17 protein-coding genes are annotated in these 22,754 nt (G+C 56.0%); 8 read left to right on the forward strand and 9 right to left on the reverse strand.

Features of this window, described 5'->3' with window-relative positions; translation table 11 throughout:
• Positions 1-25: 25 nt before the first annotated feature.
• From FJD38_RS05170 to FJD38_RS05205, 8 genes are all read left to right on the forward strand, one after another.
• Positions 26-2,074, forward strand: coding sequence for a type VI secretion system Vgr family protein (locus FJD38_RS05170; protein ID WP_146384213.1), 2,049 nt, complete (start codon positions 26-28; stop codon positions 2,072-2,074).
• Entirely contained in the window at positions 2,061-2,948 is an 888-nt protein-coding gene (locus FJD38_RS05175) for a DUF4123 domain-containing protein (protein ID WP_146384215.1), read from the forward strand. Before FJD38_RS05170 ends, FJD38_RS05175 begins: the two co-directional genes overlap by 14 nt.
• Positions 2,945-6,361 (forward strand): toxin VasX, encoded by a 3,417-nt coding sequence (locus tag FJD38_RS05180; RefSeq protein ID WP_146384217.1) that lies wholly within the window; start codon positions 2,945-2,947, stop codon positions 6,359-6,361. The genes FJD38_RS05175 and FJD38_RS05180 overlap by 4 nt, the downstream gene beginning before the upstream one ends.
• Positions 6,354-7,415 carry a DUF6708 domain-containing protein gene (locus FJD38_RS24735; protein ID WP_233609212.1) on the forward strand — a complete coding sequence of 354 codons (1,062 nt, stop codon included), beginning with the start codon at positions 6,354-6,356 and terminating at the stop codon, positions 7,413-7,415. The genes FJD38_RS05180 and FJD38_RS24735 overlap by 8 nt, the downstream gene beginning before the upstream one ends.
• Positions 7,408-8,472 (forward strand): DUF6708 domain-containing protein, encoded by a 1,065-nt coding sequence (locus FJD38_RS05190; protein WP_244302700.1) that lies wholly within the window; start codon positions 7,408-7,410, stop codon positions 8,470-8,472. The genes FJD38_RS24735 and FJD38_RS05190 overlap by 8 nt, the downstream gene beginning before the upstream one ends.
• A gap of 374 nt (positions 8,473-8,846) precedes the next feature.
• Positions 8,847-9,071, forward strand: a complete 225-nt coding sequence (locus FJD38_RS05195) for a hypothetical protein (RefSeq protein WP_122785714.1) — start codon at positions 8,847-8,849, stop codon at positions 9,069-9,071.
• Positions 9,072-9,263: 192 nt separating this feature from the next.
• Positions 9,264-10,583 (forward strand): OprD family porin, encoded by a 1,320-nt coding sequence (locus FJD38_RS05200; protein ID WP_122785715.1) that lies wholly within the window; start codon positions 9,264-9,266, stop codon positions 10,581-10,583.
• A 130-nt stretch (positions 10,584-10,713) separates the two neighbouring features.
• Positions 10,714-12,192, forward strand: coding sequence for a sensor domain-containing diguanylate cyclase (locus FJD38_RS05205; RefSeq protein WP_244302701.1), 1,479 nt, complete (start codon positions 10,714-10,716; stop codon positions 12,190-12,192).
• Positions 12,193-12,271: 79 nt separating this feature from the next.
• Here the strand turns inward: FJD38_RS05205 and lpxC are convergent, their stop codons facing one another.
• The 9 genes from lpxC to murD all read right to left on the reverse strand — a co-directional run bounded on the left by lpxC (position 12,272) and on the right by murD (position 22,752).
• Positions 12,272-13,183 (reverse strand): UDP-3-O-acyl-N-acetylglucosamine deacetylase, encoded by a 912-nt coding sequence (lpxC, locus tag FJD38_RS05210; protein WP_122785716.1) that lies wholly within the window; start codon positions 13,181-13,183, stop codon positions 12,272-12,274.
• Positions 13,184-13,295: 112 nt separating this feature from the next.
• Complete coding sequence (gene ftsZ / locus FJD38_RS05215; protein WP_122785717.1) at positions 13,296-14,507, reverse strand: cell division protein FtsZ; 1,212 nt, start codon at positions 14,505-14,507, stop codon at positions 13,296-13,298.
• 72 nt (positions 14,508-14,579) lie between these two features.
• Positions 14,580-15,839, reverse strand: coding sequence for a cell division protein FtsA (ftsA, locus tag FJD38_RS05220; RefSeq protein WP_122785718.1), 1,260 nt, complete (start codon positions 15,837-15,839; stop codon positions 14,580-14,582).
• Between the two features lie 15 nt (positions 15,840-15,854).
• The gene (locus tag FJD38_RS05225) at positions 15,855-16,721 is read right to left on the reverse strand and encodes a cell division protein FtsQ/DivIB (RefSeq protein ID WP_122785719.1); all 867 of its coding nucleotides are present in this window, start codon (positions 16,719-16,721) and stop codon (positions 15,855-15,857) included.
• Between the two features lie 4 nt (positions 16,722-16,725).
• Positions 16,726-17,685 carry a D-alanine--D-alanine ligase gene (locus FJD38_RS05230; RefSeq protein ID WP_122785720.1) on the reverse strand — a complete coding sequence of 320 codons (960 nt, stop codon included), beginning with the start codon at positions 17,683-17,685 and terminating at the stop codon, positions 16,726-16,728.
• The gene (gene murC, locus FJD38_RS05235; RefSeq protein WP_122785721.1) at positions 17,682-19,142 is read right to left on the reverse strand and encodes a UDP-N-acetylmuramate--L-alanine ligase; all 1,461 of its coding nucleotides are present in this window, start codon (positions 19,140-19,142) and stop codon (positions 17,682-17,684) included. Before murC ends, FJD38_RS05230 begins: the two co-directional genes overlap by 4 nt.
• Entirely contained in the window at positions 19,135-20,205 is a 1,071-nt protein-coding gene (gene murG / locus FJD38_RS05240; RefSeq protein ID WP_122785722.1) for an undecaprenyldiphospho-muramoylpentapeptide beta-N-acetylglucosaminyltransferase, read from the reverse strand. Before murG ends, murC begins: the two co-directional genes overlap by 8 nt.
• Positions 20,195-21,409: a putative lipid II flippase FtsW gene (gene ftsW / locus FJD38_RS05245; protein WP_146384221.1), complete on the reverse strand. Its 1,215-nt coding sequence runs from the start codon at positions 21,407-21,409 to the stop codon at positions 20,195-20,197. The genes murG and ftsW overlap by 11 nt, the downstream gene beginning before the upstream one ends.
• Entirely contained in the window at positions 21,406-22,752 is a 1,347-nt protein-coding gene (gene murD / locus FJD38_RS05250; protein ID WP_122785724.1) for a UDP-N-acetylmuramoyl-L-alanine--D-glutamate ligase, read from the reverse strand. Before murD ends, ftsW begins: the two co-directional genes overlap by 4 nt.
• Positions 22,753-22,754: the final 2 nt, after the last annotated feature.

Genomic DNA, 22,754 nt, shown 5'->3' on the forward strand with positions numbered 1-22,754 from the left:
CCCTTTATTTAGGGAGGAACCCGGCATGCCCACGTCAGCCCGTCAACACCCCTTCAGCCTGCACATCCACCACGTTCAACATGATTTCAAGGTGCTGGAATTCACCGGCGAAGAGGCCATCAGCACGCCCTATGCCTTCAAGATTGAACTGGTCAGCGAACACGCTGGTATTGACCTCGACACCCTGATGAGTCACAGCGCTTTTCTGGCATTCGACGATCAGGGGTGCGGTGTTCACGGGCAGATATTGGACATTGAACAGGGCCACTCCGACAGCCGCCTGACCCGCTATTACCTGACACTGACGCCGCATCTGGCCAACCTGAAATATCGCACCAACCACCGTATCTTTCAGAACCTGACCGTCCAGCAGATCATTGAAACACTGCTCGAAGAGCACGGCATTTTCAGCGATGCCTACGCCTTCAATGCCTTTTCACCCTGCTTGCCTCGCGAATACTGCGTGCAATACGCCGAGTCTGATTTGGACTTTATTCAACGCCTGTGTTTTGAAGAGGGTTTTCACTATTACTTCAAGCATTCACCTGACGGCCACACACTGGTGTTCGGTGACAAACAGCAAGCCTTTACTCCGCTAACACACCCCACGCCCTACGTGCCCAATAACGGCATGGCCGCCGCCGAACCCTCAATCGACCGCTTCAAGCTGAGGCTGAAAATCGGCACCAATCACATCGTGCGCCGCGACTACGACTTCCAGAAAGCCAGCCGCACGCTGGAAGCCGACAGCCATTTCGAGCGCAAGGAGCGCGTTCTTGAGCACTACAGATACCCCGGCGGCTTCAAACAAAAAGTCGACGGTGAACGGCTGAGCCAGCGCGCGCTGGAGCATCACCAGACTGGCCACCGACTGGCCAGTGGCACCAGCAATCAGCCGCGCCTGTGCAGTGGCCACTTTCTGACCCTGAGCGAGCATAAAAACACCGCTTGGAATGGCCGTTGGTTGCTGACCCACGTTCACCATGAAGGCAAACAGCCGCAAGTGCTGGAAGAGCAGAGCCGCACCCGCCAGCCTGCGCAGCTCGACGAGTTTACCCAGGGCTATCGCAACACTTTCGAGAGCATCCCAGAAGCAGTGACCTTCCGGCCGCAAAAGGTCTACGCCAAGCCGCGCATCATTGGCAGCCAGACCGCGCGCGTCACCGGGCCGGCGGGGGAAGAGATCCATTGCGATGAGTACGGTCGGGTCCGCGTTAAATTTCATTGGGATCGCAGCGACCTCAACAACGAGCAAAGCAGTTGTTGGGTCAGGGTGTCGTCCAGTTGGGCCGGTGATGGCTATGGCGCCGTGACCATTCCCCGGGTGGGCATGGAAGTGCTAGTGGAATACCTCAATTCAGACCCGGATTTTCCGGTCATATCTTCGTGCCTTCCCAATAGCATCAACCCGGTCGCGCACGAACTGCCCGCCCATAAAACCCAAAGCGTCTTTCGCAGCCGCAGCACCCCCGGTGGTGGTGGCTACAACGAACTGCGCATCGAAGACCGTCAGGGCCAGGAGCTGATTTACCTGCACGCCCAGCGCGACCTGCAACAGCACATCAAAAACGACAGCCGCGTGCACATCGAAGGCGCCAGCGAAACCCGGGTCACTGGCAACAGTGTGGTGGTGCTCAAGGCGCAGGAGCAGCACACCGTTACAGGGGATCGCAAAGTGCAGCTCAAGGCCAGCGACCATTTGCAGGTGGCCACCAGCAGCCACACGCGGGTGGGGCAATTACTGGCAGCCGAGGCCGGGCAAGAAGTGAGCTTGCAGGCGGGTGCTCGGGTGGTGCTGGAGGCAGGCGCGAACATCACCTTGATGGCCGGTGGTCAGCACCTGGTGATTGGCGGCGGCGGGATTTTCAGCAGCACGCCGATTGTGCTGGGCGGTGCGCCGGTGCCGGGTACGCCGGCCAGCCCGTTGATACCGGGTGAAGTCGAGGCGTTGCACAGCCTTGTGCTGGCGCCTGCGACGCAAATGCAGGCGTTACAGCAGAAGCACCCGGCTTGCCCGCAATGCGAAGCCTTAAAGCAAGCCACTGCTCAAGGGGTAGTCCATGTCGACGCTTGAGACGCTGCCTGACGATCTGCCTTGGCAGACCCATGCTTATTTGCTGCTTGATGGCGTGAGTGTGAACAACCTGCAAGCCAAGATCACCGAGTGGTACGGCACGCCTGAAATTCAAGTGCTGTACGCGACCACACCGTTGGCTTCTTGCAATGAAATTTCCCCCTGTCTGATCACGCTCAATGGCCCGAACACACCCGGCCTTGGTCACTACCTGGCCCATAGCGGTGAAGAATGGGGCTATTTGATTTACAGCCAGGCGAGTGCGTTCGACGTCATCCGCCACTTGCGCCTGTTACTTAATGCCCAGTACCAGCCACAAGGGCTAAACGTATGGCTACGGATTGCCGATCCATCGGTGATGCACACCGTTTTAAGCCATGCCATCGACACCCGTAAACCTGAAGTGTTTGGCCCGATGGAGCGCGTCGTCCTGCCGGATGTGGTCTGCAATGGCTGGCACCAACATGCCCGCCCCGAAGGTACAGTGCGAGCCTTGCCTGACGGGCCTTACGGGGTATGCGAAGCGCAGCAGGCGAAGCTGGATGACGTGAGCTTTCGCGGGGTTATCAAAGAGCTGGAAAAGCACCTTCGAAACACATTCCCCGACGCTGGAGCCGGTTTACCACCGGAGGCGCGATGGCAATGGATCCATGAATTCGCCAATCAGGCCTACCACGCGGGCTATACGAGCGAACAGGACATATGGCGTTACACCACGCTCGGCCTGATGTTAGGCAACGAGGTATTGCAGCGCCACCCCGACATTGCCGCGTTGATCACTCAACCGTCCGAACTCACTGCATCACTGCGCCTTGAGAAAGCCGTTGCACTCGCCTTCTCAAGATTCCAAACCCTTGGGAGCAAACGCCCATGACGCTGACAAACCCTAACCATCTGGATTTGCGTCGCAGTGATGCCAAATCAGCCCTGGGCGTATGCCCCTTGCGCAAACCCAAAGTACAACTGTTGCCGCTGCGCTATGGCCTGGTCGAGCGGCTCGACCCAGCGGCAGCGTTGTCCTTGCCTTACCAGACCACCTCACGGCCAATGGGCATACGTCTGGTACGGGATGGCTGGCTGTACGTGATCGACAACACCAGCGGCTACCTGCACGAATACCGGGTGGAAAACGGTGAAGTCAGCCAATTTGTCTGGCAAGGCAACGAGGCCAGCCAGGACCACCGCCCAGGCATGGACACCCAGCATGTATTGCTATTCTCACGCGCCACCACCTTGCACATCGCCTACAGCGAGGTTCAGTGGACGGCCCACAAATGCTCAAAAATGATCGACAGCCGCCCCGACCGCGATCACTTCATGCAATGCGTCGACTTGAGCAGCGCCGACTGCGTCAAAGGCGGGACGCATTTGCTGACCGACGCGCAAGCCAAGCAGTGGCTGGCCGAAGTCGCCGAAGCGCCCTCAAGCATTGCTCCGTCAGAAGGCTTTCACCCGCAGGAAACCCAGGACTACGTCTGGGAAGACACGCCACTGTTCAAAAAGACCCCCATCGCCGCGGTCAAACGCCAGATGCTGGCGGCCTACGAATACGACCATCTGTACCTGGTGTTCAACGACACCCTTGGGGTCATGCGCGACCTGGCCGAAGAACAAGACACCGTGGTGAGCTGGATCGATGAGTGGGTGGCCAAGGAAAAACATGAACTGAAATATCTGGTGGGCAGCTACATCGAAACCCTCATGGTCCTGAACGACCAAAGCGCCCCGAACGCGGGAGTCAGCCCCAAACTGTTCGAAAAAACCACCCCGCAACAACGGGAGGCGATCTACGACTACTTGAATGCACGCAATACGTTAAAAGGCCTGCCCAGCAGTGCCAGCCCGGAAAAAGCCGCCTACCCCGGCCAAGGTTACGACGCCAACAGCCGGGCGATTCGACAAACCATGGTCGACAAAAAACAGGCCATGCACGACGCCCTCGGCCAGCCGCTGCATGACGAACTGGAAGACGACATCGAAGCCCTGCAAGACCACGGCGATGCCGCGCTGCAAGGCAAAGGGTTGGGCGCTCGCGGCATTCATGATTTGGTCCGGCACCAGGAAATGACCGCCTACCTCGAAGCGCAGCGGGTGCACATCAAGCGATGGACCGCCCGACTGGACCGCATCACCGTCGACCGCACGCACCTGTTAACCCGCGGTGACATGCACCGTAGCCTGTGGGCCTACGACCCCAGCATCGAAGAACAACTGAACGCCGTGCTGGTGGCCGAGCACAACTGCCTGCGCGACCTGTGCCGCACCGATGAAAGCCTTGAAGCGGTCAGCGAATACTTGCACGCGCACCCGTACTACCTGTTGCCCGCCTTCGGCAGCCGACTGGACTGGACCTTTCTCAACAGCAAAGCGCCCGACCTCATCAAGCTTCTGGATGACAGCCTCCACGCGCAGGAAAACATTGCCAAGGCCCAAGCCCACCGGGTGCAAGTGAGTGAACTGATGGGGCGGTATTGGGGTAACAGCGTGACGCTCAATCAGCAAGCGTCCAACAACAGCCAGTTGGTGCAGGCCATCTATGCGCCTGCGGCCGCGCTGCGCACAGAGCAATGGCTGATCAAACTGCAAACCGAACTGAACAACCCCACGCTCAAAGCGCATCTGGACGATTTAAACACCGTCACCAACCGCGCTCATCGTTTAGCCGGTCTGATCGCACTGGAACATTCAGGCGCGACCTTACACGTGGCCAGTGCACAGCACGTGCAGGAGTTCAGCATCCGCATGGCCAACCTGAATGTGTTGCTGAAAAACGAAGACACCTACAAGTACAACTTCAAACTGTCCCAAAAAGACAGCAACCGCAGGTACCTCAGCGACCTGCAGCGAGAACGTGCCCGGCTCAACGTTGAGCGTTACTACAACTTGTGGAACGAAGCCCGCTCTCAGCGCTGGCAGTTGGTGCAACAAATACAAAGCAGCCTGACGGTCACCAGCAGTCAGGCGGCCGGTTTTATTGGGGTCAAACTTGATCTTGATCCACGGCAAAAGGCTTATCTGGATGAAGAGATAAAACGGCTGCGCTCCGGCGTGCGCGGAGGCTACGGCGAAGGGCACGCGGGCGTGGCAGCGTTTAAAAGTGGCTGGCTGCCGCTGGCATTGATGTTATGGCAGACGCAGGCGTTGAGGGATGCTTGGGTGGAGTTTGGGAAGCATATCACTGAGGGCACGGATGGGCTTAAAGAGCGATTTATAATTGGAGGTGCAATAGCAGCTGCGATCTCATCTGCGTTATCCGTATATCAGGCTGTCCATATATCTCTAGTCGAAAAAGCCTTCAGGGCTGTCCAGATTAACAGCCAAGGTGCAAATGGAATGTTGCTGGCTGTTAAAATTGCGAAGTTGAGTTTGGGCCTTGGAATTTTTATCTCACCATTAGCTTTTGTAGGAGCACTTGGTGTATCGATAAGTAATTTCAATAAATGGATCTCAGCTATTCGCACGGGTAGTGCAGGCGAAAGAGCCGGAGCTTTAATAGCGCTGACCGGAGATACAGGCAGTAGCCTAGTAGGGGGTATATGGACGGTAAGAGCGTGGGTAGAGTTTGCTCCAGTTGTTGCAGCAAGATTACGAGGCGCAGGGGCAAAGGCGTTAGGTGAGGCTTGGTCATTGAGCAGTAGCCGCTATGCATTCTATGCCGCCAGACTCACCCCGTGGACGCTAGGCTTTATGGCATTGAGTTACGGGGGGGAGACCATTTACAAATATTACAATCTTGATGAAAGCCAGCGATGGTTGTTGAATTGCTGCTGGGGGAATGAAGATCAAGAATGGGATTGGCCCACCCATGCCCAGCGCTTGGCAGAGGCTACATTACAGCCAGTCATTACTGATCACGGTATTACTCAGCCTGAAAATGAACTGGACAGTTTTCGCACTTTGTCTGTTAGCTTTCCGGGCATGAATGTACAGGCATTGGCGGAAAATCCAATTGAATTTACAGCACAGTGGCAACGAGATAATTTCACCGCTCTGAAAGAAGTCGGTGAAGAAGTTCGCAAAAGCTGCAAGCTTGTGAGTAATTCCTCTCTCTCACTGCAGTTAAACTTACCGTATGAGTGGTGTGGTCCACAGGCAGTCCTATTAATGCGGATTTCGGTTCAGCCTGAACTGGCATTTGCACCACTCGATAACAAAAACCTATTTCTCCATTACCGTATCCCTTTGGATCTCGTTAGTGTTAATACGCCCATAAAAGGGGTCGCAGGTGTACCTCATATTGGTGCTGCTGAAGTATATGAACTTAAGCCGGAGCACCTCAATGAATAATCCAAAATATGAACGTTTACCACACGCCGGAGATTTTGAGAGCAAAAGCGGTACAGAGGCGTTTTATCTTTCCCCAAAGCCCTTGCCTACTGGAGCCGCTCCTTTTACTGGGTTGCAAATGCATAGAGAGGTAAATGATGTATATTTGGATTTCGCTCAGGGTGTCAGAGGCTTGGAGTTCGCTGTTCGAGCTCCGTTAGGTTCTATCATATTTATGGCGATTTTCTTTGCTGTAGTGAATGTTATTTTAGCCTGCTCAGCTTTTAGTTATGGCCGGCCGTTCTGGAGTACTTTGTTTGAATATATTCAAAATCCTTTAATGTGGGGTTTTCTTATAGTTCTAATGATTATGGCAGGTGTTCCCCTTTACCGAAGCATCCATCACATAACCTCTACACCCCCTATCCGCTTTAACCGCCAACGCCGCGAAGTCGTTTACGTCCGAGAAAAAGGTCAACCTCCTCTGATTGTTCCTTGGGAAGAAGTCATTGCCAGTGTCACAGCGGGCACCCTTGTTACCCAATACGCCGTGATGTCCAGCTATTCCCTGATGATTGGGTTGCGTGACAGCAACAGCGGCGAAGTGGTGTGGTTGACACTGTCCACAGGTCATCCAAGTCTGGCTATCAGCGAATGGGAGGCGCTGCGGGTGTATATGGAGCAAGGCCCGGATGCCTTGCCAACGCCATTACTGATAGACGAAGAGTTTCAAGAAGGCACCGTGGCGTACTTCCATATGTGCCGGGGGGTGTACCGCGAAATGCACTCTTGGCCGGTGTATGCGTTTGGCTTTTTGACCATTCAGTTTTGCAGCGGCTGGACATTGCCTTGCCGGTTTTCCCAATGGATAAACACCCGCCCGAAGGCTGCCTTCCCCGAATCGATTCGTGAATGGTCGAAACCTTTACCCGCCGAACAACACGCTCAGCCCAGCGCAGAATTAGTGCAAGAAAGCGCCGAACTAAATTTGGCCCTTAGCCAAGGGCAAAGCCTGATGGATTATTACAAGGTCAAGTTTTCAGAGCCTGAGCCTACGGGTGAAAATAATGGGTGATTCTAAATACAATCGGTTACCGCATGCCGGGGATTTTGAAAATAAAAACGGCACAGAGGCGTTTTATCTTTCACCCAAGCCTTTGCCTACGGGAGCAACTCCTTTTACTGGGTTGCGAATGCATAGAGAGGTGAATGAAGTTTTTTTGGATTTCGCTCAGGGTGTCAAGGGATTAGAGTTTGCTGTAAGAGCTCCTGTGGGATCAATCATGTTTATGGTGATGTTATTTTTCATAACTGGGCTGGGTTTAGGTGTTCATGATTATATTGAACATGGGGATTCACCGTTTGAGATATTACTTACTTTGGTGCTTCCTAATTATTACTTTTGGGGTTTTATAACCATCTTGATGGTACTGGCTGGCGTTCCCCTTTATAAAAGCATTCACCAAATAACTTCCCAACCCCCAGTCCGTTTCAACCGTCAACGCCGAGAAGTCGTTTACGTCCGAGAAAAAGGCCAACCTCCACTGATTGTTCCCTGGGAAGAAGTCATTGCCTGTGTCACAGCGGGCACCGTTATTACCCAATACTCCGTGATGTCCAGCTATTCCCTGATGATTGGGTTGCGTGACAGCAACAGCGGTGAAGTGATATGGATGACGCTGTCCACCGGTCATCCAAGTTTGGCCGTCAGCGAATGGGAGGCGCTGCGGGTGTATATGGAGCAAGGCCCGGACGCCTTGCCGACGCCCTTATTGATAGACGAAGAATTTCAAGAGGGCACCGTGGCGTACTTCCATATGTGCCGAGGGGTTTACCGCGAAATGCACTCCTGGCCGGTGTATGCAGTTGGCTTTTTGACCATTCAGTTTTGCAGCGGCTGGACATTGCCTTGCCGGTTTGCTCAATGGATAAACACCCGCCCGAAGGCTGCCTTCCCCGAATCGATTCGTGAATGGTCGAAACCTTTACCCGCCGAACAACACGCTCAGCCCAGCGCAGAATTAGTGCAAGAAAGCGCCGAAGTGAATTTGGCCTTTAGCCAAGGGCAAAGCCTGATGGACTATTACAAGGTTAAGTTTTCAGAGCCTCAAAACACGACAGACGCACATTAAGCAGAAGAGTTGAGCGCAAATCCTCGTAGCAGCTGACGAGTAGTGCGAGGCTGCGTTCGAGCGCGAAGCGGTCGCACAATGGACGCCTCGGTGTGTCAGGTTTTACGACGGCTTTGCCGCCGATCGCAGCCTTCGTGCCTCGTCAGCGATCGAGCGCGAAGCGGTCGTACCATGAGGCCCTCGGTGTGTCAGGCATTTCTCGTCAGCCGCTACAGACGCGCCACTGAAACCAAGCACAGCTCTACCCCGCACCTTTCAGCCTTTGTTACTCAAAACGCAAAAGTCCTTGTTAAAATCAGGGCTTTTTCGCCCCCCCATACCGCTATAAATTTGTCTCAACCACACAGAACTTGCTCAGCAAGAAGGTCTTTGAAATGTCCAGCAGTATGGGTATGGCTAGCGTTTTCGTTTTGTCATCTTTGTTGTTGTCGCCCCTGGCCATGGCGGAAGAATCACCTGCATTCGTCGCCCAAAATGCGGCCCGTGCAGCAGCCTTTGAACAGCACCAGGCAGAGCTGACAGCACAGCATCAAAACGATGTGCAGCCTCAGCAAACACAAGCTAAAGCCAGCACCACCGATGAAGCGAAAGACAGCTGATTCGAAGCTCCAAGACTTCCCGTCGCAGTGGGTCACACGTCACTAATGTGACCAACTGTTTCAAAAGCCGCTATCATAGCGGCTTTTTTTTGTTTCGAAAAAAGCTGCGGCCAACCCAGGCGTGCCTTAGAACAAGAACTGACTACTCAACGAAAATAACAACTGCCGCCACTCTCAAGGAGCAACTCACTGGTGAAGTCTTCACTTAAACTCAGTCCGTTATTCATTGCCCTGGCTGCAACGATCCCAACCTTTGCCCACGCCGACGACGAAACCGCAAAAGACGGTTTCATTGAAGGCTCCAGCCTTAACCTGCACGCCCGCAACTACTATATGAACCACGACATCCGCAGCCCCCATGCTGATGACAGCAAGGAGTGGGGCCAAGGGTTTATCGCTAAATTCGAATCCGGCTTCACTCAGGGCGTTGTCGGCTTTGGCCTGGATGCCTACGGCATGCTGGGCCTCAAGCTCGACGGTGGCGGCGGTACCGATGGCAGCAGCATCCTGCCGGTGAGTGATGGCAATGGCAAAGCGCCAACCTCGTTCTCGTCCGGTGGGGCCGCGCTGAAGATCCGTGCGTTTGACACGGAACTTAAAGCCGGCGATCTGTTTTTGACCAACCCGGTGATTGCAGGCGGTGAAACCCGCATGTTGCCGCAGACCTTTCAAGGCGTCAGTCTGACCAACACCAGCTTCGAAGGCTGGATGCTGGAAGGCGGTCAGGTCAGCTTCGACAAACCTTACGATCAAAGCGGTATGCGCCGGCTGACCACCACGTATGGCGACCTCGGCGATCAGACCACCAAGCACCTGACTTGGGCAGGCGTATCCTGGAGCGGAATTCCCGAGATCACCAGCAACCTGTATGCCGCGCAACTCAAGGATGTATGGAACCAGTACTACTACGATCTGGACTACACCCACGCGCTGACTGATAGCATCAGCCTAAACCCCGGCGTGCATTTCTATCACACTGAGAACAGCGGCAAAGCGCTGCTCGGCGACATCGACAACAACACGTTCAGCCTTCACTTGGCGCTGGCAATGGCGGGGCACACCGTGACAGCGGTGTATCAGCGAGTAAATGGTGATACCCCGTTTGACTACATCAATGAAGGCGACAGCGTCTATCTGGACAACTCACAGCAATATTCAGACTTCAACGGCCCGAACGAACGCTCGTGGAAGCTGCAATACGAATACGACTTCGCTGGCATTGGGATCGCAGGCCTGACCTCAAGCGTTTCGTACTCTCGTGGCGAACTGGACTTGACCAAAGCCGACCCCAACAGCATCGGGTATGGCAATTGGTATAACCCAGAAGGTAAAAATGCTCACCACTGGGAACGCGATCTGGGCCTCAAATATGTGATTCAGGATGGCAAAGCCAAAGACCTCGCAGTCAGCCTGCGCTGGGCGACCAACCGCGGCAACACGGCTTACCAAACAGTGGATAACGATGTTGATGAATACCGTGTAATCATCGACTATCCTCTGGACGTGTTTTAAACGATGAGCTCAAGGCTGGCCCTTGCTGGCCTTGAGCTTCTTGGTTGTGTCTCATCCCGGCGCCGTGGATATCAGTGAGGGTCGAGCTATTTCATTCTACGTTCGCACACAGGCCCTCACGCGGCGCCGATTGATAACTGCATCTGCCCTGCTCGTGGCGTCAATTCTGTGCATCGTCAGTTATTTTTTGGTGCGCGAATACCGCAACACCGAACAAGAGGCCACGCGCTCAGCGTTTAATCTTGTGCAACTGATTGATCGTGAGTTACGCAATACCGTATCGCTTTACGACACAACGTTGATGAGCTTGATCAATTTGTTCCAAAGCCGTGCCCTCGATTCGTTTTCTGCCCCCCTTCAAAACACCCTGCTATTTCACACAGCCAGCAACCTGCCCTCTAACGACGGCTTTTATGTGCTCAATGCAGCGGGCAACGTGATTGCAACTTCAGTACCGGACGTCGTCCTGGGCCCGCACGTGACCGAGGAGCCTTGGTTTAAGGTACATCGCGAACTGGACAGTGCAGAGATCTTCATCAGCCGGCCGTTTCAAACCAGCGGTAAAAATGGCGACTGGAGCATCCGTTTCTCCCGACGCATGTCAACGGGGGACGGCGCTTTTGCGGGTGTGGCCGTTGCTCAGATGAAGCTGGATTACTTCACTAACCTGTTACGCGGCCTGGACCTGGGCCCCGATGGTCGCATAAGTCTCTTTCGCACTGACGGCATCATGCTGGTGCAATACCCACCGATCCCCTCCATCAGTACGGGAGAGGATTTGGGCAGCCACCCTAACTACGTGCGACTGCTGAATGAGGGTTACGGTAGCTTTATCGCCCTCTCTGAAATCTATCAAGCGTCGCGGCTCTACAACTTCTCCCAGGTTTACAACTTGCCTATCGTGGTCGTGGTGGGCTTATCTACAGAATATATTTTCAGTAATTGGTGGCATACAGCCTTACTGATTGGAACCACCACCTTGCTGCTGTGCCTGGGCATTATCTGGCTGACTTTGCTGTTGATGCATGAACTGAACTTGCGCCAACAGGCCGAACGCTCGCTGGATGAACTTACCTTTACGGATCCTTTGAGCGGGTTGGCCAATCGCCGTTTTCTGGATAAAACGCTTGCCGAAGAATGGCGTTTTGCACAGCGCACAGGCCGGCCAGTCTCGCTTTTGATGATAGATATTGATCACTTCAAACACTTTAACGACCTCCACGGGCATCAGACCGGTGATGAGGCTATTCGTCGAGTTGCCAAAGTCATCAACATGCACATGCGCCGGCCACGAGACCTGGCAACTCGTTATGACGGTGAGGAATTTGCCGTAGTGCTGGCCGATACAGATGCTGCGGGCGCCCGACAATTGGCTGAAGAAATCCGCTCATCAGTCAATGCCATGGAGCCTGTGCCACAGGGCAAGCAAAAACTCACGATCAGCCTGGGGGCGTGTACCTGTTATGCCAAGCCGAAAGATGAGGTTCAAGTGTTGTTAAGCATGGCGGACAAAGCCCTGTACCAAGCCAAGAAAGGGGGGAGAAACCGGGTCGTAGCGATCAACGAAACGGGGCTAAATGCGATCAAGCCTACCCCCGAAACGCTTTAACTGCCGCGACGGCACGAATGCGCACCATAAAAAAAGCCACCCGAGGGTGGCCTTCAAAACTAGAGAAAGAAGTTTTTACTTAAACTGCTGCAACCGGACGCATGTACGAGATCGGTGCCGTGCTGGCATCTTCAAAGGTCACGACTTCCCATGCATCTTTCTGCTCAATCAGCTTGCGAAGCAGCTGGTTGTTCAGTGCATGGCCAGACTTGAAGCCCTTGAACTCACCAATCAGGCTATTGCCCAAGAGGTAAAGGTCACCAATGGCGTCGAGAATCTTGTGCTTAACGAATTCGTCTTCATAGCGAAGGCCGTCTTCGTTCAGAACACCGTTAGCATCAACCACGATGGCGTTTTCTACGCTACCGCCGAGTGCAAGGTTGTGCTTGCGCAGGTACTCGATGTCACTCATAAAACCGAAAGTACGGGCGCGGCTGACTTCTTTAACAAACGAAGTGCTGGAAAAATCCACGCTTGCACTTTGGGTACGGTTATGGAAAACCGGGTGATCGAAATCGATCTCGAAGCTCACCTTAAAGCCTTCGAAAGGGACAAAAGTGGCGCGCTTGTCGCCATCTTCTACTGTCACTTCACGCAGGATTCGAATGAACTTCTTCGGCGCGTCCTGTTCTTCCAGGCCCGCCGATTGAATCAGAAACACGAAAGGCCCGGCGCTACCGTCCATAATCGGGACTTCAGACGCGGAGAGTTCGACGTAGGCGTTATCGATCCCCAGGCCAGCCATGGCCGAGAGCAAGTGCTCTACCGTGTCTACTTTTACATCACCGTTGACCAACGTGGTCGACATCGTCGTCTCGCCGACGTTTTCCGCGCGAGCAGGAATCTGCACCACAGGGTCAAGGTCTGCACGACAAAACACGATGCCGGTATCCACAGGCGCAGGTTTGAGGGTCAGGTAGACCTTCTCACCGGAGTGCAGGCCGACACCTGTGGCACGGATAATATTTTTCAGGGTGCGTTGTTTAATCATGGCATTGGCCGCTTCAGCGCAAATTGCGAACTGGTATCAACAAAGGCTGGCGATAATAGCAGACCGAGCCTTTGCTGAATACCAATCACCTTAATCCCCCTGATTGATTTCATTAATCAGCCTGTCGACGCAGGAAAGCCGGGATGTCCAGATAGTCCAGATCGTCTTGCGGATTCAGTTTGGCAGCGGTTGTTGCCCCCTGCTGAGCCTGATTACGCATAACGGTAGGACGGTCCAGATCGCGGTAATTAACCACTGGCTGCTCCTGACGCTCGGTACGTACGTCCTGACGAGCAGGGGCAGTATGTGCCTGAGAAGGTGCGTAGGAAGCTTGCACGTTATCAATGACCTTGACCGGTTTCTCGATTTTCGCGCCCAAACCGGTCGCTACCACGGTCACGTGCAGTTCATCGCGCATGTCCGGATCGATCACGGTGCCCACTTTGACCATCGCGTGCTCGGAAGCAAAGGCTTCAATGATGCTACCCACGTCGGAGTACTCACCCAGGGACAGGTCAGGACCGGCAGTGATGTTAACCAGGATGCCGCGAGCGCCTTCCAGGTTTACGTCTTCGAGCAACGGGTTGCGAATGGCCGCTTCGGTCGCTTCACGTGCACGGTTCGGACCGCTGGCGCAGCCAGTGCCCATCATCGCCATGCCCATTTCGCTCATCACGGTGCGCACGTCGGCAAAGTCGACGTTAATCATGCCCGGACGCTTGATGATGTCGGAAATACCGCGAACGGCACCGGCCAACACGTCATCAGCCTTGGCAAACGCAGACAGCAGGCTCGCGTCCTTGCCCAGGATGGTCAGCAATTTCTCGTTCGGAATCGTGATCAACGAGTCAACGCTTTCAGACAGCAGACGAATACCTTCGTCAGCAATCTGCATGCGCTTGCGACCTTCGAACGGGAACGGACGTGTCACCACCGCAACGGTGAGGATGCCCATTTCCTTGGCCACTTCGGCAATGATCGGCGCAGCACCGGTACCGGTACCACCGCCCATACCCGTGGTGATGAACACCATATTGGTGCCCTGCAGCACTTCTGCGATGCGCTCGCGGTCTTCCAGAGCGGCCTGACGACCGACCTCAGGGTTTGCGCCGGCACCCAGGCCCTTGGTCACACCGGTGCCCAATTGCAGGATGGTACGCGCGCCGATGCTTTTGAGCGCTTGCGCGTCAGTGTTGGCGCAGATGAATTCCACACCTTCGATGTTGCTCTTAACCATGTGGTTAACAGCATTGCCACCGCCACCACCAACACCGATAACCTTGATTACCGGGCTTTGCGGGATGTTGTCTACGAGTTCGAACATGGTCCCTCTCCTTACAGTTCTCTAGTTTTTTTCGCCTACTTCTACCGCTTTGAATCTTTTACTGCTCATGCTTTAAAAGTTGCCCTGCACCCAGCGCTTGAGGCGCTCGAATACAGGGGCTTTCTGTTCATCACTGCTGTAGTTGTCGCGGTTGCTGATACCCGATATGGAAATACCGTCCGACTGCTTTTGCAGTCCGTACAGCAACAAGCCCACAGCGGTGGAGTAAATCGGATTGCGCACAACGTCAGACAAGCCTTTGGCGCTGTGCGGAACGCCCAGACGCACCGGCATGTGGAAGATTTCTTCCGCCAGTTCAACTGCGCCTTCCATTTTCGAAGTGCCGCCGGTCAGGACGATGCCTGCCGGAATCAGGTCTTCGTAGCCGCTGCGACGCAGCTCCGCCTGAATCAGGGTGAAGAGCTCGTCGTAACGCGGCTCGACCACTTCGGCCAACGCCTGACGAGAGAGCTCGCGCGGAGGACGATCGCCCACGCTTGGTACCTTGATGGTTTCACCGGCACCCGCCAGTTTGGCCAGTGCGCAGGCGTAACGGATTTTGATTTCTTCGGCGTACTGAGTCGGAGTACGCAAAGCCATCGCGATGTCGTTGGTCACCTGATCACCCGCAATCGGGATCACTGCCGTATGGCGGATAGCACCTTCGGTGAAAATGGCGATGTCCGTCGTGCCGCCGCCGATGTCGACCAGGCAGACGCCCAGCTCTTTTTCGTCATCGGTGAGAACGGAGTAAGCCGAAGCCAGTTGCTCAAGGATGATGTCATCTACCTCAAGGCCACAACGGCGTACACACTTCTCGATGTTCTGGGCGGCATTTACCGCACAGGTCACCACGTGCACCTTGGCTTCCAGCCGCACGCCCGACATGCCCAGCGGCTCACGCACGCCTTCCTGGTTATCGATCACGTAATCCTGCGCGAGTGTGTGCAGCACACGCTGGTCTGCAGGAATCGCGACAGCCTGTGCGGCGTCGAGAACGCGCTCCAAATCGGCCGCACTGACTTCACGATCGCGGATCGCCACGATGCCGTGGGAGTTCAGGCTGCGGATGTGGCTACCGGCAACGCCGACGAATGCCGAGTGAATCCGGCAACCGGCCATCAGCTGCGCTTCTTCGATGGCGCGCTGGATCGATTGCACGGTGGACTCGATGTTCACCACCACGCCCTTTTTCAGGCCCCGGGACGGATGCGTGCCAATACCGACGATTTCGATCGTGCCGTCTTCACCGACCTCGCCCACCAGCGCCACCACCTTGGAGGTGCCGATATCGAGACCGACGATCATTTTTCCGCTTTGCACGTTTGCCATGGGTCCTGCCTCTTCTTAATTCTTCGCGACAGCGGGTTGGGCTATCGTGGGTGCCACAGGTTCCCGCCAGCCGACGGCCAATCCGTTGGCGTAACGCAAATCAATGCGCGCTATGTTCGTAATCTGTTCTTTAAGCGTCTTGTCATAGATGGCTATGAATCGACGCATTTTCTCTACCAGGTGATCGCGCCCCAACAGCAGCTCGATTCCTGGCCCTGCACTGCCAGCTCCAGTGGTCAGGAACCAGCTACCGCGCTCACGCAGCTCCAGACGGGCGATAGAAAAGCCCATCGGACGCAGCATCTGGCTTAACACCTGATACTGCTGCATCACTTGCTGCTGAGCCCGCTGTGGGCCAAACAACTGCGGCAAGTGCTCATAATTGGCCAATTCACGCGGGGTAAATGCCTGCCCCTGGTTGTTGAGCAAGGCTGCATCACCCCAACGAGCAACCGGCAGTTGCTCTTCAAGGCGAATGACCACCTGATCAGGCCAAACGCGGCGTACTTCTGCGTGGGCAATCCATGGCATTTGCTCAAGCTCGGTGCGCATGCCTTCCAGATCCACCGTGAAGAAGCTCGCGGCCATGTAGGGGGCAATGCGCTGCTGCACGGCTTGCTGGCTGATATAAGTCAAATCACCCTGCACGTTGATATTGCTGATCGGGCGGTCCGCGTACGGCATCAACCGTTGCGCACCTTCGTAAGTGCCAAAACCCAACACAACCAATAACACCGGCCAAAACAGTATCTTCAAAAAGCCGAAATTGGCTTTTGGCAGACGCCCCGACATCGGCTCTTTAGCCACCATTCGGCTTGCACCCCGAGGCACCGGCTTGCGGCCGGGGACAGGTTGCTGATGACGAAGCGATGCGCCTTGCATGGTCTTAACCTCGCGACTCTTCAACACTGGCGGCCAGAATCGACAACACCAGTTGCTGGAAATCCAGACCGGCAGCCTTGGCCGCCATCGGCACCAGGCTGTGATCAGTCATGCCCGGGGCAGTGTTGACCTCAAGCAGCCAGAATTGCCCTTCGGCATCCTGCATCACGTCCAGACGGCCCCACCCGGCAATACCAATCGCCTCACAGGCCTTGGCCGTCAGGTCCATCAGTTCTTTTTCCTTGGCTTCATCAAGACCGCACGGCACCCGGTACTGAGTGTCGTTGGCCACGTACTTGGCGTCGTAGTCGTAGAACGTATGCGGAGTGCCCAGCGCAATCGGTGGCAACACCTGATCACGCAGGGTGGCGATGGTGAACTCGGGACCAGTGATCCATTGCTCTACCAATACTTGCGAGTCGTACTTACTGGCCTCGGCCCACGCGCTGATCAATTCATCAACGTTGTTCACTTTGGCCATACCGATACTTGAACCTTCATGGGCCGGTTTGACGATCAAAGGGAAGCTCAGTTCCTTCGCCGCGCAAATACAATCAGCCTCAGTGGCCAGAACGGCGTGACGCGGGGTCGGAATACCCAGGCTGTGCCACACCTGTTTGGTGCGCAGCTTGTCCATGGCCAACGCCGACGCGAGGATGCCGCTGCCGGTGTAAGGAATGCCCAGGCACTCCAGCAGACCTTGCATGCTGCCGTCTTCGCCGCCACGGCCGTGAAGAATGATAAAGGCGCGGTCGATTTTTTCTTGCGTGATGCGTGAGATGAAATCGTCGCCTACATCAATGCCGAACGCATCGACGCCCGCACTTTGTAGCGCTGCAAGCACGGCATTGCCCGAATTGAGCGACACCTCGCGCTCGGCGCTTTTGCCGCCGAACAGCACCGCCACACGACCGAAGTCGGCGGGGGCAATGGTCGAGAACAGGTTGGCGTAGGCAGCAGTCATTTCAACTTCCCTTCAGTGGCTGCAACAACAGCACCGGCAAACAGCGGACTTTTAATAAGTTGCGGTGCCAGGCGACCAATATCGCCCGCGCCTTGGCAAAGCAGGATGTCGCCAGCACGCAGCAGCGGCTTGACGATCGGTGCCAGCTCAACACCGCGCTCGATGTAGATTGGGTCCAACTGACCCCGTTGACGGATGCTGTGGCACAGCTGACGACTGTCAGCCCCCGGAATAGGCTCTTCACCGGCCGGGTACACTTCCATCAAGAGCAACACGTTGGCGTCGGCCAGCACTTGCACAAAATCGTCATACAGGTCACGGGTGCGACTGAAACGGTGCGGCTGGTACACCATGACCAGACGGCGCTCCGGCCAGCCACCGCGTACAGCCTTGATCACAGCAGCCACTTCGGTCGGGTGATGACCGTAGTCGTCCACCAGCATCACACTGCCACCTTCAACGGGCAGTTCGCCGTAAACCTGGAAGCGTCGGCCCACCCCTTCAAAGCGCGACAGCCCCTGAACGATGGCCTCATCGCTGATGCCTTCATCCGAAGCGATGCAGATGGTGGCCAATGCGTTCAATACGTTATGGTTGCCCGGCATATTGACCGACACATCCAGAGGTTCACGGTCAGGGCGCAGTACGGTAAAGAAGGTTTGCATGCCTTGCTGGCGAACATTGATCGCCCGCACGTCAGCTTCTTCGCTGAAGCCGTACGTGACAGTCGGGCGCTTGACCAGCGGCAGAATTTCACGCACGACCGGGTCATCGATACACACCACGGCCAAACCGTAGAACGGCAGGTTATGCAGGAACTCAACGAAAGTTTTTTTCAGCTTGTTGAAGTCGCCTTCGTAGGTCGCCATGTGGTCAGCGTCGATATTGGTCACGACGGCAACCAGCGGCTGCAAGTGCAAAAAGCTGGCATCGCTTTCGTCGGCTTCGGCAATCAGATAACGACTGGTACCCAATTGAGCATTGGTCCCTGCTGCATTCAGCCGGCCACCGATTACAAAAGTCGGGTCCAGACCACCAGCCGCAAACACGGACGCCAACAGACTGGTGGTGGTGGTTTTGCCATGCGTACCGGCAACGGCAATACCGTGACGATAACGCATCAACTCAGCCAACATCTCGGCCCGAGGCACCACTGGAATACGACGTTCCAGCGCATTTGCGACTTCAGGGTTAGACGTATTGACCGCGCTCGACACCACCAGCACGTCGGCATGGGCAGCGTTTTCAGCGAGATGGCCGATGAAAATCTTCGCGCCGAACGACTCAAGGCGTTCAGTCACAGGGGATGCATTCAGGTCGGAACCCGATACTTGATAACCCAGGTTAAGCAATACCTCGGCGATACCGCACATGCCCACACCACCGATACCGACAAAGTGAATATGGCGGATGCGGCGCATTTCCGGCTGCGGAATAGCTTTCTGATTCTCAACCATTGGCCACCTCCAGGCAGATATCGACAACATTGCGAGTTGCATCAGGTTTGGCCAGGCGGCGAGCATGGGTCGCCATGCTGTTCAGTCGTTCCGGTTGCATCAATACCTCTGTCAGGCGTTCAGCCAGTTCGGCTGCGCCAGTTGTCGCTTGTGGCATCAGGAAGGCAGCACCTTCGCGGGCCAAAAAGTCGGCATTGCGGCTCTGATGGTCGTCAATCGCATGGGGCAATGGCACCAACAGCGAAGGCAGACCGGCCGCAGCCAGTTCACTGACAGTCAGCGCGCCTGCGCGACAAACCACCAGGTCGGCCCAGCCATAGGCATGGGCCATGTCTTTGATAAACGGCTGAACTTCAGCCTCAACGCCAACCGCTTGATAACGCTCGGCCGTTATTTGATCGTGTTGCTTGCCCGCCTGATGAAACACCTCAGGGCGCACCTCGGCCGGTACATGGGCCAGTGCCTCAGGCAACAGTTTGTTCAACGGCTCGGCGCCCAGACTACCGCCCAGCACCAACAGCCTCGCCTTGCGCCCTTCAAGGGCAGCACGTGGCGCCAACGTGAACAACTCGGCACGCACCGGGTTGCCGGTGGTGCGCAATTTGTCCATCGCTGCAAAGGTTTGCGGGAAGGCTTCACACACACGGCTCGCCATCGGTACCAACAAACGGTTGGCCGTTCCGGCGACCGCGTTCTGCTCGTGAATGATCACGGGCACACCGCAGGTTTTCGCCGCCAGGCCGCCTGGGCCTGTGACGTAGCCCCCAAAGCCCAGCACGCAAACGGGCTGAAGTTCACGAATGATCTTGCGCGCCTGAAACAAGGCCTTGAGCAGCACAAACGGTGCTTTGAGCAGCGACAGTTTGCTTTTGCCCCGCAGGCCCGCCACGTTAATCAGGTGCAGTTTGAAGCCCGCGGGCTCAACCAGTTCGTTCTCGATACCACGCGGCGTACCCAGCCAATGCACGGTGTAGCCACGCGCCTGGAATTCACGTGCGCACGCCAGTGCCGGGAATACGTGCCCGCCAGTGCCGCCCGCCATGATCAGCACATTAGCGCCCATGGGTCGGCTCCTCTGCGAAATCGCTTTCTTTGAAATCGGCTTCTTCACTGCCTAAATGGGTACGACTTTCCCACTCAATACGCAGCAACAAGCCCATGCACACACAGCAAATCACCAACGAGCTGCCGCCATAACTGAGAAATGGCAAGGTCAGACCTTTGGTTGGCAGCAGGCCGACGTTCACCCCGATATTGATCAGGAACTGGCCGATCCACAGAAAGGACAGGCCATACGCCATATAGGCGGCGAAGTATTGCTTGGCCCGTTCAGCCCACAGGCCGATGTACATGCCACGCACACACACAAATACAAAGAGCGCCACGGTCAGCAACGAACCGACCACACCCAGCTCTTCAGCCAGCACCGAAAATACAAAGTCGGTGTGCGCTTCAGGCAGGTAGAACTGCTTCTGTACGCTGTTGCCCAGACCTACACCGAACCACTCGCCACGGCCAAATGCGATCAAGGCCTGAGTCAGCTGGTACCCGGAACCGAACTGGTCGGACCACGGGTCAGTAAAGGTAATCAAGCGCGCCATCCGGTAAGGCTGGGCCTGCACCAGTACGAACACCGCACCGACCGCGAGCGCCACCATCAGGGCAAAACGGAACAAACCGACGCCGCCCAAAAACAGCATGGCGGCCGCAGCGCCCATCATTACAACCGTTGCACCAAAGTCCGGCTCCATCAGCAACAGGCCAGCCATCGGCAGCAACACGATGAACGGCTTGAAGAACCCCATCCAGCTTTCGCGAACTTCTTTTTGCTGACGCACCAGATAACCGGCGAGGTAGATCACCACGAACACCTTGGCGATTTCCGAAGGTTGCACGTTGAAGAAGCTGAAACCGATCCAGCGCATTGAGCCGTTGACCTCACGGCCAATACCGGGCAGCAACACCATCACCAGCAAGCCAAACGCACCGAGCAGCAACATCCAGCCCATACGTTGCCAGGTCGCAATCGGCACCATCATGGTCAGCACACAAGCGCCCAGACCGAGCACGATATAAAACAGGTGGCGGATCATGTGGTACAGCGTGTTGCCTGACTGCAAAGCGGCCACTTCGGACGATGCCGAAGTAATCATCACCAAGCCCAGACCAAGCAACGCCAGGCAACCGGCGAGCAACGGGAAGTCGAGGTCGATGCCACGACCTGTGATCAAGGGTGATGGATAAGGTTTGATAATGCCGAAGATCATGCCAAGGCCTCCACTGCGCGAGCGAACAGCTGGCCGCGCTCTTCGTAGTTCTTGAACATGTCGAAGCTGGCACAGGCCGGAGACAGCAATACGGCGTCGCCCGGTTGTGCCAACTCGCGGCTTTGCGCAATGGCGTCATCCAGCGAAGCTGCCCGCACTTGCGGCACTTCCTCGCCCAAGGCTGCAGCGATCAAATCCGCATCACGGCCAATCAACACCACGGCGCGACAATGCTTGGCCACGGAGTCACGCAGGCCGCTGAAGTCGGCGCCCTTGCCATCACCGCCAGCGATCAGCACCAGCTTGCCGTCCATGTCGGCACCCAGACCGTCGATCGCGGCCAGTGCAGCGCCCACGTTGGTGGCTTTGGAATCGTTGTAGTAGCTCACGCCATCGAGTTCGCGCACCCATTGGCAGCGGTGCTCAAGCCCGGTGAAGCTGCGCAGGCTGCTCAACATGGCATCGAACGGCAAGCCTACGGCATGCCCCAGCGCCAGAGCGGCCAACGCATTGGCCTGATTATGAGCGCCACGTACTTTCAGCTCGCGCACCGGCATCAGGTTTTGAAATTCAAAGGCGAGGTATTTTTCGCCGTTTTCTTCACGCAGGCCGAACGCCTTGAAGTCAGGCGCGCTCAGACCGAAGGTCCAGCACGGAAGACCTTCACCCATCAGCGGACGGGTCAAGGCATCCTGGCGATTGACCACAACCTGTTTGGCACCGCGGAAAATCCGGTGCTTGGCCAGATGGTAAGCCGGCAGACCGCTGTAACGGTCCATGTGGTCTTCGCTGACATTCAGCACGGTAGCCACTTCGGCGCCCAGCTGGTTGGTGGTTTCCAGCTGAAAGCTCGACAGCTCCATCACGTACAGCTCGACGTCATCGTTGAGCAGATCAAGTGCCGGTGTACCGAGGTTGCCGCCGACCGCCACACGCTTACCGGCAGCCGCCGCCATTTCGCCAACCAGCGTGGTCACGGTGCTCTTGGCGTTGGAACCACTGATTGCCACGATGGGCGCTTTCGCGTTACGCGCGAACAGATCGATGTCACCCGACAGCTTCACCCCGCGGGCAGCCGCCGCTTGCAGCGCAGGTGTCGCCAAGGCCAGGCCGGGGCTCACGTAGAGCTCATCGGCACGGCACAGGAAATCGACATCCAGTTCGCCACAACGCACTTCCACTTGCGGGTAGTCACGGCGCAGCGTGGCCAGCTCCGGTGGTGTTTCCCGCGTATCAGCCACAGCAAACGACACGCCCTGCTGCGCTAGAAAGCGCACCAGAGACATGCCGCTCTTGCCGAGGCCGACGACAATGCGGAAGTGGTCAGAAGCAATCAGAGACACAG

This window comes from Pseudomonas saxonica (assembly GCF_007858365.1).
GTDB lineage: Bacteria > Pseudomonadota > Gammaproteobacteria > Pseudomonadales > Pseudomonadaceae > Aquipseudomonas > Aquipseudomonas saxonica.